Below are 13,192 nucleotides of genomic sequence, written 5' to 3' on the forward strand. Positions count from 1 at the left end.
CTCCGCCGAGAGTCGTCTCCAGTGTTTCCAGTCGCTCGGAGAATCGTCGCCGTCCTCCTCCCGTGTCCTCCTTCTGCCGCACGATGTGGCGAGCGCCCACAACGCCGCAGTGCAGTACGTCCTAGGCATGTGCACGTCGATTCGGTGACGCGTCCTACGTCGCCTGCTCGATGGCCATCTCCAGATCGGCGATGATCTCCGCGGGATCCTCGATACCCACGGAGAGGCGAACCATCTCGTCGGTCACGCCCGAGGCTTCCTGCTCCTCGTCGGTGAGCTGCTGGTGGGTCGTGCTCGCCGGGTGGATGATGAGCGTCTTCGCGTCGCCGACGTTCGCGAGGAGGCTCGCGAGCTCGGTGGACTCGACGGTCTTCCGGGCGGCCTCGTAGCCGCCGGAAACGCCGAAGGTGATCATGCCGCCGAAGCCGCCGTCGAGGTACTTTTTGGCGTTCTCGTGGGTCGGGTGCGATTCGAGACCGGGGTAGTTCACCCACTCCACGTCCGGGTGGTCTTCCAGATGTTCCGCGACGAGCATGGCGTTCTCGCAGTGGCGCTCCATCCGGAGCGGGAGCGTCTCGATACCCTGCAGGGTCTGCCAGGCGTCGAAGGGGGACTGCTGATTGCCCAGGTCACGCAGGCCGCGGGCGATGGCGGCGTAGGTGAACGCGGCTTCGCCGAACGTCTCCGCGAAGTTGACGCCGTGGTAGGCGGGGTTGTCCTTCGCGAGCTCGGGGTACTTCTCGGGGTGGTCGGCCCACGGGAAGGAGCCGCCGTCGACGACGACCCCGCCGATGGTCGTGCCGGAGCCGTGGAGCCACTTCGTCGTGGAGTTCCAGACGAGGTCGGCGCCGTGTTCCAGCGGCCGGCAGAGTGCGGGCGTGGCGAACGTGTTGTCCACGAACAGCGGCACGTCGTTCTCGTGGGCGATGTCCGCGATGCGCTCGATGTCGGGGGTGTCGAGCGCGGGGTTGCCGATGGTCTCGAGGTGGACGAACGCCGTGTCCTCGTCGATGGCCTCCTCGTAGGCGTCGTAGTCGAGGGTGTCCACGAACCGGGTCGTCACGCCCCGGCGCTCGACGGTGTGGGTGAGGTAGGTGTAGGTCCCACCGTACAGCGAGGAGGCGGAGACGACGTTGTCACCGGCTTCGGCGAGGATGAAGTTCGTGAGGTCGAACGCGGCCATCCCCGAGGAGGTGACGGCCGCGCCCACGCCCCCTTCGAGGGTCGCGAGTCGCTCCTGGAGCGTCTCCAGCGTGGGGTTCATGAGCCGCGAATAGATGTATCCCGGCTTCTCGAGCGCGAACTGCTTGGCCGCGTCCTCGGCGTCGTCGAAGACGAACGAGGTGGTCTGGTACAGCGGCGGGGCCCGCGCCCCCGTCGCCGGGTCGGGCTCCTGACCCGCGTGTAGCGAATCGGTCGAAATCGTCCGTTTGTCTGAGTCGTCGCTCATACGTACCCCGCGTCGCGCCCCATCCTATAAAGGGCAAGGAGAATACCTGCACCTTTAGGCGCGGGATGAATCCGACAACTCCTCCACAATCCACCGTCGATAGCCCGACTGGATATTCCACGCCGAAATCCGAACTGTTTCAACAGAACGCCACATAACCTGTTATGGAAGCGTTCCACGATGCACATCCACCGAACCTATCGAGCGAAAATCCTCAACCACAGTCAGGTAGAGGACTCGCTCGACCAACACGGGTGGAGTGCGTCGAAACTCTGGAACGTCGCAAACTATCATTCCCGCCAAGTATGGGATGAGACGGGCGAGATTCCAGATGATTCGGACTTGAAGAGTGAGTTGAAGACTCACAACAAGTACAAAGGATTGCACTCGCAGTCCAGTCAGCGCGTTCTGGAGGAACTCGCTGAAGCCTTCAACTCGTGGTACCGCAAACGCAAGAACGATTCTCGTGCGAATCCGCCCGGCTACCGCAAGAAAAACTACTACGACTCAGAAAGCCGTCGCGTCCACGAAGAACACCCGCGAAGCACGGTTACGTGGAAGCAGAAAGGCATTCGTCACGACACCAACAACGGGCGAGTGCGCCTTTCGAAAGGCGCGAATCACAAGGAACACCCCCGAGCATGGGAATACATCCTTGTCGAATACGAAACGCTCCCCGGAGCCACCGTCGAGAACTTGTAACAAGTCAGAATCGTCTACGACAAGGCGAAAGGGCGCTGGGAACTGCACTTAGTGTGTAAGCACGAAGTCGAGACTCCCGACGATCCCGGTGACGAGACGGCAGGTGTTGACCTCGGTATCTGTAACTTCGCCGCCGTCGCATACAGCACCGAAGAAGCCGACCTATATCCCGGCAACCGCCTGAAACAAGACGGGTACTACTTCCCGAAAGAGATCGCCAAGTGTGACGATTCAGGCGGCCAAGAAGCAACTCGATTGCATGCGAAGTGGTCGGAGCGTCGAACCCACTTTTTCCACTCCTTAGCCAAACACATCGTTGAACGGTGTGTCGAACAGGAAGTTGGCCGCATCAACGTCGATGAACTCGCTGGTGTTCGTGAGGATGAGAACGGCGAGTCAAAGAACTGGGGGAAGCACGGCAACCTCGACCTGCACGGGTGGGCGTTCGACCGTTTCACCAACATCCTCGAATACAAGGCCAAAGTCGAGGGTATCGAAGTCGTAGAGGTTTCAGAGCGCGACACGAGCAAGACGTGTTGTGTCTGCGGTAGAGAAGACGATAATCAGCGTGTGGAGCGCGGCTTGTACGTGTGCGAGACGTGTGATGCGGCGTTCAACGCTGACGTGAATGGGGCGGAGAACATCCGTCTCGACTTGAACCAAAGTAACTCCGAGTCTGTACCCGGTTTGGGTGAGGATAGGAGTACCGGCTGGTTGGCACAGCCCGGAGTCTACCTTCATGACTTGTCCAGCGGATTCCAACCGCAGGCTCAAGTGGTAGACTGCAAACCTTAATATCCCAATCCAGCGGCGCGGTGCCGTGGGATTCCTCCGACTTCAGGCGGGGGAGGATGTCAATGATGGCGCTGTCTGTAAACGATGCGCACTCCCGAGGGACTGAACCCACAACTGCGGATACCGACGAAGGACCCGCTGGATGTGCCGTATCTGGCATGGATTCCACCGAGAACCGACGATGTGTGTACGAATATCTATCCATACCGATTTTGTATATTCGAACGTCCAGCAAACAACTCATTTGGCGAACGAATGGCAATCCTTATCCGTGGGTGGGTACCCTGTTTAGTTGCAATGGCAAACGGTAAGGTTGACTTCTTCAACGACACTGGCGGCTACGGTTTCATTACGACTGAGGACTCTGACGAGGACGTGTTCTTCCACATGGAGGACGTTGGCGGCGAGGACCTGACCGAGGGTCAGGAAATCGAGTTCGACATCGAGCAGGCCCAGAAGGGCCCCCGCGCGAAGAACGTTCTGCGCGTCTAATTCCGATTCCACCGTCGCTTGACGGCGACATCGTGTAATCGCGTCTTTTCGATACGCTACGCTCCGAGAGCGGGAGCTCCGGCACACGTCGTGACCCCGACTCGTAGGGCGAACTGTCGATACCCGCGAAGCACCGGCTGGATGTGCTGCATCTAGCGGTGATCCCCGTGAGAACCGACGATACGTGGGCAAAAGTCTACTTCCACTTCTCTTTCGAATTCAAACGTCTATCAAACGACGGTATCAGTAGACGAATGGCAACCCTTATCCGTGGGAAGGTACCCCGTTTAGTTGCAATGGCAAACGGTAAGGTTGATTTCTTCAACGACACTGGCGGCTACGGTTTCATTACGACTGAGGACTCTGACGAGGACGTGTTCTTCCACATGGAGGACGTCGGCGGCCCGGACCTCGAGGAAGGACAGGAGATCGAATTCGACATCGAGCAGGCCGACAAGGGCCCCCGCGCGAAGAACGTTACGCGACTTTAAATCGGTTTCACGGTCGCCTCACGGCGACACTGTGTAATCGCGACTTTTTCAGGACGCTACCCGGACAGCGACGCCTACTCCTCCCGCAACAGCGCCTCGTCCCCGTGTCGCTCGCGTAGCTCTCGCAGGTACTCACGCTGTTCTTCGAGCCGCGGCGGTAACTCGGCGTAGGCGTCCGCGAACATATCGTCGATGTCGCGTTCCGCCTCGTCGAGCCGTTCGACCCGGTCGGCGACCTGCCCTTTCACCGTCTCTTCGATCTCCGCGATGCGCTCGTCGTCGAGCAAGCCACGGGAGCGAAGATAGCGTTCCAGCCGGTCGATGGGGTCCTTCGCCTTCCACTCCTCGACCTCGTCGTCCTCGCGGTAGGCGGTGGGGTCGTCGGCGGTGGTGTGTGCCCCGTAGCGGTACTGGACGGCTTCGATGAGCGTCGGGCGCGCTCGCCCCTCCGGCTTGCGGGCCTTCGTCACCGCCGCGCGGGTGGCCTCGTAGACGGCGAGCGGGTCCATCCCGTCGACCTGGATCCCCTCGAAGCCGTAGGCCGTCGCCTTCTGGGCGATGGTAGCCGAGGCGGTCTGCTCCTCTCTCGGCACGGAGATGGCCCACTGGTTGTTGTGGCACATGAACACCGCAGGCACGTCGAAGACGCCGGCGAAGTTGAGCCCCTCGTGGAAGTCGCCTTCCGAGGTGGCCCCGTCGCCGAAGTGACAGACGGACACCTCCTCGTTCCCCTTGAGCTTCGTCGCCCACGCGAACCCCGTCGCGTGCGGGATGTGGTCGGCGATACAGATGTTGAGCGGAAAGACGTTCGAGTCGGCGAGCACGGCGTTCCCGGACTCGTAGCCCGCCCAGTAGTGGAGATACTCCGCGGGGAAGCCTCTCGTCAGGGGCGCCGCGTGCTCGCGGTACTGGTAGAACACCCAGTCCCGGTCGTCGAGCGCGTACATCGAGCCGAACTGTGCGCCCTCCTGCCCCGCCATCGGGGCGTAGGTGCCGATGCGGCCCTGCCGCTGGAGGCTCACCATCCGCGTATCGAAGTGCCGGCCCAGCTTCATCTCGCGGTAGAGCGCCACCAACTCCTCGTCGGAGAGCGTCGGCTCGTACCCGTCCGTGAGTTCCCCGTCGGGCGTGAGAAACTGCACCCGGTCGTCGGGCTCGCGTGCGAGCAGTGCCCGTGTGTCCATGTCCCCCGTTTGCAGGGGGGTGGCATAGTTTCGGTGGTCCCGGCGGTGGCTACTCGGGGCGTGGCTTCTCAGGGAATGGCTACTCCGGGAACAGCTCCTCGCGCTCCTCGATGGCGTCGATGCGAGCCACCTCCTCTGGGCTGAGCGATAGCTCCGCAGCCGCGAGGTTCGCCCGTAAGTGCGCCTCGGAAGAGGCCTTCGGGATCACGCGAATCCCCTGCTCGAGCAGCCACGCGATGGCCACCTGCGCGGGGCTCGCGTCGTGTGCGTCGGCGATCTCCGAGACGACAGGCAGGTCGAACACTCGGCCCCCGGCCAGCGGGGAGTAGCCCACCAGTTCGTAGTCGTTCGCGCGGGCGTCCGCGAGCGCGCGAGTGGGGCGAAAGAGGGGGTGGTACTCCACCTGGTTCGCGGCGATGGGGGACTCGAGGTGTTCACGCGCGTGTTCGAGGTCGTCCGGCTCGAAGTTCGAGACCCCCACCTCGCGAACCAGCCCGTCCTCGCGCAGGGCGTCGAACGCGGGGAGCGTCGTCGCGGGGTCGTACGCCTCGATGGGTCGGTGGACGTACAGCAGGTCGACGTGGTCGAGCCCCAGTCTCTCGAGGCTCGCTTCCGTGCTCACCCGCACGTCCTCGGGCGCGAGGTTGCTCGCCCACACCTTCGTCGCGACGGTGAGCTCCTCGCGCGGCGTGTCGGCCATCGCGATGCCCTCGCCGACGACGGCCTCGTTCTCGTAGATCTGTGCGGTGTCGAGATGGCGGTAGCCCAGGTCGATGGCGCGCGCGACGACCGCGGGGTCGTCGATCCCCATCGTTCCCAGACCGACCGGTGGGAGCTCCATGGGAACCCCTCGCGCGAGGTGTTCCTAATACTCTCGATATTCGGGGTGGTGGCGGCGGGAACTGCCGCTTCCGAATCGGGCGATAAACCGTGATAGACGCCCGAACACGGCGGTCAAGGACAAGACCCTTATGTGAGAAACGTGTCCTCCGAGCCACCGCACAATGAGCGCGGCTTCCCGTTCCAGTCGAATCCAGCGACTGTTCTTGAAGTACCAACACGTGTTCGTGTTCCTCGCGCCCGTCCTGTTCGTGACGGGCGTGTACGTCGGTGCGCCGACGCCCGAGGGGGCCTCCGGCTCGAGCTACTGGCTCGAATACTGGTGGCTGTTCCCCTTCTTCCTGCTCGGGGCGACCACCGTGAACACCATCGGGATCAGCGGCTCCGCGCTGTTCGTTCCCTTCCTCATCTTCCTCTTCCCGCTCATCGCCGGCTTCGGGCTGGAGTCAGAGACCATCGTGAAGATCGGACTCATCTCCGAGTCCTTCGGGCTCTCCAGTTCCGCGCTCGCGTTCATCCAGTACGGGCTCGTCGACCGCCGACTGGCCCTCTCGCTCGTCGTCGGCGCCATCCCGTTCGTCATCGGCGGGGCGCTCCTCTCGTTTATCATCCCGGAGGCGGTCTTCCAGTTCTTGCTCGGCATCGCGCTCACCGCGGCCGCCTACCTGCTGTTCCGCGCGGACCTCGACCACGAGGAGCCCGGTGAGTCCAGCACCGAGGACGCGGTCTCCGCCGACGGCGGCCCGGAGCTCCCGGACGACGACGAAAAGATCGGTCACGCCGGCGTCTCCACCGACGAGGAGGGCGTCGTCACCCGCGTCGACCGCGACGGGAACGACTACCGCTACACTCGTCAGGGGTACACCGAACGGTTCGCTAACTACTCCGTCGGGGGGATGTTCCAGGGACTCGCCGGCTTCGGAATCGGCGAGCTCGGCATCATCTCGATGCTCCGCACCTCCGTACCCGTCCGGATCGCCATCGGGACGAATCACATCGTCGTCGCCTTCACCGCGGTCCTCGCCTCGCTCGTCCACGTCTTCGGTGGCGGTATCGTCGGCGGCCACGCCGTCGACCTCGCGACGACCCCGTGGAACATGGTCGTCTTCACCGTCCCCGCGACGGTGACGGGCGGACAGATCGCCCCGTACGTCGCCTCGCGGCTCGACACCAAACTCATCAAGAAGGGTGTCGGCGCGCTGTTCACGCTCATCGCGCTCGCGCTGTTCGGCATCGCGGTCGGCCTCGCCTGAGGACCTCTCCCCGTTTTCCAAGCTCCGGACTGACCTTCCCACGGAGTCCCCCACCGACCCCCATCGAGGCCCCCAGAGAGCGCGACGAGACGGGAGCGACTGCTCGGCGAACTCGGATTAGAACTGCTCGGTGATGTGGCCTTCCCGCTTCAGCTGTTCGGCGTCCTGTTCCGTGTAGCGCCACTCGATGTTGGCCTTCTCGTCCTGCCAGTCCCACGGCTCGACGAGGACGATGTCGCCCTCGTTGATCCAGGTCCGGTACTTCATCCGGCCCGGGATGCGGCCGAGCCGTTCCTTCCCGTCGGCACAGCGGATGCGGACGTGGTTTCCACCGAGCATCTCGGTGACGAGGGCGAACTGTTCGTTCTCGTTGGGCATGCGGAGGTTCCGTCGCCCACCTTCCTCTTCGCTCATATACCCACTCCGTCTGGGGCACGGATAAGTCATTGGAGACGCGCGGTAGCGTGTCGCGTGGCGGCCGTGTCGTCGGGATGGCGACGAATCGCCGCCGGACGGTCAGAATACCGCCAGTTCGCCGACCGCGCGACGGGCGCGGACCGTCGGCTGTCGCGACGAGCCCGCTCACCACGGCGACGGCTCGGCTCGTGCGCGACCGTTTCCTCCACGCGCCCCGTCGCGGAATCTCCCCCGACGTTCCCGACCGTACCCTTTCGGACGTGAAACGGTGCGCAATCGCCGGCGAGCGTCCGAAACTCGGCCGATACCGTTCCGGGATTCACGCTGAGGATATCCGCGGCTTACCCCCTACCCTCACGAACCCTCACCTGATGGCAACTACCACCAGGGGGAGAACCCTCGGTCAGCGGTTCGTGGGGCGAAAGCGGCTCGCGTCCGTGGCCCTCATCGTAGCGCTCGTGTCGGTGGCGCTTCTCGTCCGGCTCTCGCTGGCGCCGGTGACGACCTCGCCACAGTACCTGCCGTACTTCCAGCTCATGCTCGCGGGGACCATCATCGCGTTCCTCCGCCACGAGGTCGGCGTGGACACGTTCGGGCTGTTCGGTCCCATCGTCATCGCGCTGTCGTTCGTCCCCATCGGCCCCTTCTGGGGGATGGTGGTGTTCCTGAACGTCTTCCTCGTGACGCTCGTCACGCGGCTGTTCCTGAACGCCTTCCGCGTGGGGACGGCCCACCGCATCGCCGTCCTCGTCATCGTCGTCGGGGCGACGACCATCGTCATCCAGTCGCTCGCGATGGCCCCCGTCGTCGCCGAGACGGGGGTCGCCCCCCTGCTGTTCCCCGCCATCATCACCGCCTGGTACGCGGAACGGTTCGCCGGCGTCGTCGCCGAGCTGGGGTGGGCCTCGCCGGGGAAGCGCCTGCTGTGGACGCTCCTCACCGTCGTCGTCGCCTACCAGGTCATCACCTACGACCCGCTCATCCGGTTCGTCGCGCGCACGCCGGAGGTCTGGCTGCTGCTCATCGCCGTGAACGTCTTCGTCGGCACCCACGCTGCGGTCCGGGTCCGGGAGTTCGGGCGGTTCAAGCGCCTGCTCCCACACGAGGGGTCGCGGCTCCGCCGGATGCTCCGTGGCCTGCGTGACAGCACCGACGAGACGGACGCCGCCGGGAGCGTCCTCACGATGAACGTCCGGAACCGCGAGTACGTCGACCGGTACAACCCCCGGGCGCTGTTCCCCCACCTGACGAAGGCGTCGATGAAGCGGACGTTCCACGGTATCGGCATCCCGACGCCCGAGACGTACGCGATGGTCGAGAGTCACGACCAGCTCCCCGCCCTCGCCGCCGACATCGCGCGCCGTTCGGGGTTCGTTATCAAGCCCGCCGCCGGCCTCGGCGGTGAGGGTGTCCTCGTCGTCCGTGGCCGCACCGAAGACGGGCTCTACCGCACGAACGCGGGGACGCTCACCCTCGACGACATCCTCACCCGCGTCGAGCGCATCCTCGATACGAGACGCCCCGGCGGCGGGCGGGCGGGGGTGATCGTCGAACGGCTCGTCGCCCCGACGCGGTTCTTCATCGACCTCTGCGGTGACGGCGTGCCGGACGTGCGGGTCATCGTCTTCCGTGGCCACCCCGTGATGACGATGCTCCGGCTCCCTACCGCTGACTCCGACAGCGTCGCCAACCTCCACAAGGGCGGGATCGGCGTCGGCGTCGCGCTCGCAACCGGGACGACGACCGGGGCGTTCCAGCAGACGACCGACCGCTGGCTCGAACACCACCCCGATACGGGTGCGCCGCTCATCGGCGTGGGCATCCCGGACTGGGAGGCCATCCTCGAACTCGCCGTCCGCGCCGCTGCCGCCTCGAAACTCGGCTATGCGGGCGTCGATATCGTCGTCGACGAGGCGAAAGGGCCGCTCGTCCTCGAGGTGAACAAGCGCCCCGGGCTCGGCATCCAGAACGCCAACCGTGCGGGACTCCGGTCGCGGCTCCGGTTCGTGGAGTCGCTCCCCCCGACGGCGGAGTTCGCCCCCGTCGACGAGCGGGTCGCCGCGGCCCGCGCGTGGGACGGCCAGGGCTGGCCCTCCTCCGAGACGGCGCGGTCGACCGCCCGCCCGCCCGGCCACCGCCCGACCCGTGAGGGGGTCGTCTCCCCGGAGCTCCCCACCGAGTACGCGGCCCTCCTGCTCGCCGTGGTGTGGTTCTTCATCGCCCCGCTGGCGCTCGCGGCCGCCCTGTTCAGCCCCGGCATCGAGCTGTTGCAGGCCCTGCTCGTCGTCCCCGTGGTCGCCTTCCTCGCCTTCCTGGTCTGGCAGACCCGCAAGTGACGGGGTCGGCGTCACGCCTTTCTGACTGGCGTCCATACACAGCCCTGTATGTCGAAGCGATCCGGCGTCTTCGACGACCTGCAACGGGAGATGAGCGAGACCGGGGAGCGACTGCGCACGCTGTTCGCGGAGTTCCGGTCGGGGGACCGCTCGAAGGAGGAACTGAAAGCCGCGCTCGAACGGGAGGCGACGGAGACGGGACGGAACGTCACATCAGTTCTCGAACAGGGCAAACGGGAGCTGGACCACGACGACCGCTCCGTCCTCGAGACGCTGAAATCGGAGTTCCGGAACCGGTAGGCGACGGCGCACTCGGAACCCCCGGAAAACTCCGTCCGCTCCCCGCAGATTCGTTCTTTTCCCTGACACGACGCGTATCAGCACGCTTATCGCGCCCGCTCGAATGCCCTGTGGTGTACAGTTATGACGACGAGTGGAACCGAGCCGTCCACCGAGCTCGAGACGGGTCTCCAGTCCGAGGCGCCGTCGATAGAGTTCCGTGGCGGACCGATAGTGAGTGCGCTTCCGATCACCCTCTTCATCCTCTGGGCGGTCTTCCAGTCCGGCGTGCTGGGGGTGGGCGACACGACAGGGCTCGTCGCGGGAATGCTCGTCTCGCTCACCGTGGGGATGCTGTTCGTGAAGGGCGACTGGAAGACCTACGCCGACGTGGTGTTCGAGGGGATGACCCAGCGGGTCGCCGCCACGGCCATCGTCGCCTGGCTCTGGGCCGGCATGTTCGCCAACACGCTCCAGGCCGGCGGCTTCGTCGGCGGGCTCATCTGGGCCGCCGACAGCCTCTCCGTCGGCGCGGCGATCTTCCCCGCGGTCACGTTCCTCCTCGCGGGCCTGCTCGCGACGGGGATCGGGACCGGCTACGGGACGACCGTCGCCTTCGCGGCGCTGTTCTTCCCCGCGGGCGTCGCCCTCGGTGCCCACCCCGTCCTCATGTTCGGGGCCATCCTCTCGGGCGCCGTCTTCGGTGACAACCTCGCGCCCGTCTCCGACACGACCATCGTGAGCGCCGTCACCCAGGACTCCGACATCGGTGGCGTCGTCGCCTCCCGGTTCAAGTACGCCATCATCGCCGCGACACTCGCGTTCATCGCGTACGTCGTCGCCGGCGCGTCGATGGCCGGCGAGCCAATCGCCGGGGCGGCCGCCCTCCTCGGTGAGCGCGCCGAGGCGTTCGGCCTCCTCCATCTCGTCTCGATGGGCGTCGTCATCGTCCTCGCCGTCCGCGGTCGCCACATCATCGAGGCCGTCTCGTGGGGGCTCTTTACGGCCATCGCGTTCAACCTCGTCTTCGGCCTCGCCGAACTGACGGACATCCTCGTCTTCTACGTCCCCGAAGGCTCGAGCTACGCGGGCCTGCCGTTCGTCGCCGCGAACGCGGAGCTCGCCGGCAGCGTCGGCGGCTCCATCTACACCGGGGCGCAGGGCTTCTTCCCGCTCATCGTCCTCGTGCTCCTCATCGTCGCGGGCGCGCAGGTGATGATCCGGGGTGGCGGCTTCGCCGCGATCCAGGACTTCCTGCTCGAGACCGTCGCCACGGGCGTCCGCCGCGCCGAGGTGACGATGGTGCTCGGCACCGCGATGGTGAACGCGATGATCACGATCAACACGGCCGCGGAGATCGCCATCGCACCGTACATCGCCCGCATCGGCCAGCGGTTCAACATCAACGGGTATCGCCGGGCGAACATCCTCGACGCGAACACCTCCGCCCTCGGCTACATCTTCCCGTGGGCCGGTGGCGTCCTCGTCGGCTACGCCCAGCTCCAGACGCTCCCCCAGCAGTTCTCGTGGTTCACGGAGAGCCTCGTCGTGAACCCGGTCCAGGTGTGGCCCTACGTGTTCCACGGCTGGTTCCTCTTCGGCGTGTTCCTCTTCGCCGCCGTCACCGGCTTCGGGCTCGAATACGTCTCCGACCGCGAGAGTAAGGAGGTGAGCCGCGTATGAGCCGCTTCAGTGCGTTCCTCGCCGGCCTCAGCCTCCGGAGTTCGAAACCCACCTTCGACGCGGGCCAGGAGTTCTCCGCGTTCGTCACGGGCCACAACGGCACCACGCCGCTCGTCCGCATCGGTGACTCCGTCCTCCGCGTCGGGAACGCGGACACCGACGACCTGCCCGTGGACGTCCGCGCCCGCTTCCGGGTGACGGCGTTCGACGACGACCGCCACGAGGGCGAACTCGAACTGCTCGGTATCGAAGCCGCGAGTTCGTTCTAAGCCGATTCCCGGCGGACCACGCCGTCTTCCTCCTCGAGTTCGTAGCCGAATCCCCTGAGTAGCCGCAGGCTCGTCGCGACGTGGTCGGTCCGCTCCGGAAGCCGAACTTCCCCGCCCGCGAGCGCGAGGAAGAGCACCAGTTGGTCGGCGAGGTGGGCGTCCACCACGGCATCGCGCTCGTGGAAGGCGAGTGCCGCATCCACGGCGTCGTCGGCCACCGCCTCGGCGGGAACCCCCTTCTCCCCCAGCGCGGTGAACCCGACGGGGTGGTCGTAGGTGAACACGAGGGTGAGCGCCGCACCCGCGGAACGAGCGTCGACGACCGACTCGTGGCTCTGAACCTCGATCCCGGCCTCGCGCAGGCGCTCGCTCGCCCGGGCAGCCAGACGGCCGGCCACGTCCGCATCGGCGAGCCGCTGTTCGGCCACGGCGTAGGCGTCGGCTGTCTTCAGCGGGCCGCGCTCGGTGCAGGCGAGCGGCGAGAGTTCCGAGGGCCGGAGCTCCAGTGTGGCCGTCCCACCGCCTGCGGGGTAGAACCCGCGCCGCTCGACCGAGACCGACGCCTCCAGCCCGAACGAGCGCACGACCGGGAGCTTCACGTGCTCGAAGTAGTCGATGGGGGGTGACCACCGCACGTCCGTGCCGCCGGTGGCCGTCACGGAGAGCGGCTCGTCGATGGCCGTCGCCAGCGGGAGGACGGTGTCGAAAAGCAGGGTGATGGCCCCCGCGGTCCCGATGTCGATCTCGTAGTCCCCTGAACGAACGGCCCCGGGGTCGAACCGGATCTCGGTGCTCCCCTGCTCTGCCCCCCGGACGTCGGCGTCCGTGATCTCTGCGAGGAGCCGGACCCCGGCGAGATGCTGCGGGCGCAGGCCGGGGGAGTCCCGGCTCCCGCGGATGTCTCTCACACGGATCGCCTCTCCCCGGCAGGCGGCGAGCGCGAGGCTCGTGCGGAGCAGCTGCCCCCCGCCCGCGCCCCCGTCGATGGTGTGCATACCGGG

At 65.8% G+C, this 13,192-nt stretch carries 12 protein-coding genes and 1 pseudogene; 8 read left to right on the plus strand and 5 right to left on the minus strand.

What is annotated here, in order from left to right; genetic code table 11:
- Nucleotides 1–154 precede the first annotated feature (154 nt).
- A complete protein-coding gene (locus tag ACQUQR_RS04100) occupies nt 155–1,450 on the minus strand; it encodes an O-acetylhomoserine aminocarboxypropyltransferase/cysteine synthase family protein (protein ID WP_435194949.1) in 1,296 nt (431 codons plus the stop codon).
- Nucleotides 1,451–1,630: 180 nt separating this feature from the next.
- Here ACQUQR_RS04100 and ACQUQR_RS04105 point away from each other — a divergent pair.
- The 3 genes and pseudogenes from ACQUQR_RS04105 (at nt 1,631) to ACQUQR_RS04115 (ending at nt 3,930) form a co-directional block, all read left to right on the plus strand.
- Nucleotides 1,631–2,947, plus strand: a pseudogene (locus ACQUQR_RS04105) (RNA-guided endonuclease InsQ/TnpB family protein).
- 297 nt (nt 2,948–3,244) lie between these two features.
- A complete protein-coding gene (locus tag ACQUQR_RS04110) occupies nt 3,245–3,439 on the plus strand; it encodes a cold-shock protein (protein WP_435194951.1) in 195 nt (64 codons plus the stop codon).
- A 296-nt stretch (nt 3,440–3,735) separates the two neighbouring features.
- The gene (locus ACQUQR_RS04115; protein ID WP_435194953.1) at nt 3,736–3,930 is read left to right on the plus strand and encodes a cold-shock protein; all 195 of its coding nucleotides are present in this window, start codon (nt 3,736–3,738) and stop codon (nt 3,928–3,930) included.
- A 74-nt stretch (nt 3,931–4,004) separates the two neighbouring features.
- Here the strand turns inward: ACQUQR_RS04115 and pdhA are convergent, their stop codons facing one another.
- Both pdhA and ACQUQR_RS04125 read right to left on the minus strand, forming a co-directional pair.
- The gene (gene pdhA, locus ACQUQR_RS04120; RefSeq protein ID WP_435194954.1) at nt 4,005–5,114 is read right to left on the minus strand and encodes a pyruvate dehydrogenase (acetyl-transferring) E1 component subunit alpha; all 1,110 of its coding nucleotides are present in this window, start codon (nt 5,112–5,114) and stop codon (nt 4,005–4,007) included.
- Nucleotides 5,115–5,193: 79 nt separating this feature from the next.
- Nucleotides 5,194–5,955: an aldo/keto reductase gene (locus ACQUQR_RS04125; RefSeq protein ID WP_435194956.1), complete on the minus strand. Its 762-nt coding sequence runs from the start codon at nt 5,953–5,955 to the stop codon at nt 5,194–5,196.
- A 163-nt stretch (nt 5,956–6,118) separates the two neighbouring features.
- On the opposite strand from ACQUQR_RS04125, the gene ACQUQR_RS04130 reads away from it, so the two are divergent.
- Nucleotides 6,119–7,207: a sulfite exporter TauE/SafE family protein gene (locus ACQUQR_RS04130; RefSeq protein ID WP_435194958.1), complete on the plus strand. Its 1,089-nt coding sequence runs from the start codon at nt 6,119–6,121 to the stop codon at nt 7,205–7,207.
- 117 nt (nt 7,208–7,324) lie between these two features.
- On the opposite strand, the gene eif1A is transcribed toward ACQUQR_RS04130, so the two are convergent.
- Entirely contained in the window at nt 7,325–7,621 is a 297-nt protein-coding gene (gene eif1A / locus ACQUQR_RS04135; RefSeq protein ID WP_435194960.1) for a translation initiation factor eIF-1A, read from the minus strand.
- A 374-nt stretch (nt 7,622–7,995) separates the two neighbouring features.
- Here eif1A and ACQUQR_RS04140 point away from each other — a divergent pair, with 374 nt between their 5' ends.
- The 4 genes from ACQUQR_RS04140 to ACQUQR_RS04155 all read left to right on the plus strand — a co-directional run bounded on the left by ACQUQR_RS04140 (nt 7,996) and on the right by ACQUQR_RS04155 (nt 12,191).
- Nucleotides 7,996–9,960: a sugar-transfer associated ATP-grasp domain-containing protein gene (locus ACQUQR_RS04140; RefSeq protein WP_435194961.1), complete on the plus strand. Its 1,965-nt coding sequence runs from the start codon at nt 7,996–7,998 to the stop codon at nt 9,958–9,960.
- A gap of 48 nt (nt 9,961–10,008) precedes the next feature.
- Nucleotides 10,009–10,260 (plus strand): hypothetical protein, encoded by a 252-nt coding sequence (locus ACQUQR_RS04145; protein ID WP_435194962.1) that lies wholly within the window; start codon nt 10,009–10,011, stop codon nt 10,258–10,260.
- A gap of 123 nt (nt 10,261–10,383) precedes the next feature.
- Nucleotides 10,384–11,922 carry a Na+/H+ antiporter NhaC family protein gene (locus ACQUQR_RS04150; protein ID WP_435194964.1) on the plus strand — a complete coding sequence of 513 codons (1,539 nt, stop codon included), beginning with the start codon at nt 10,384–10,386 and terminating at the stop codon, nt 11,920–11,922.
- Entirely contained in the window at nt 11,919–12,191 is a 273-nt protein-coding gene (locus ACQUQR_RS04155) for a DUF7513 family protein (protein WP_435194966.1), read from the plus strand. The genes ACQUQR_RS04150 and ACQUQR_RS04155 overlap by 4 nt, the downstream gene beginning before the upstream one ends.
- Here the strand turns inward: ACQUQR_RS04155 and rtcA are convergent.
- Nucleotides 12,188–13,186, minus strand: coding sequence for an RNA 3'-terminal phosphate cyclase (gene rtcA, locus ACQUQR_RS04160; protein ID WP_435194967.1), 999 nt, complete (start codon nt 13,184–13,186; stop codon nt 12,188–12,190). The genes ACQUQR_RS04155 and rtcA overlap by 4 nt on opposite strands.
- Nucleotides 13,187–13,192 lie beyond the last annotated feature (6 nt).

The sequence above is a fragment of the Natronomonas sp. EA1 genome, from assembly GCF_051195035.1.
Taxonomy (GTDB): domain Archaea; phylum Halobacteriota; class Halobacteria; order Halobacteriales; family Haloarculaceae; genus JBNTJV01.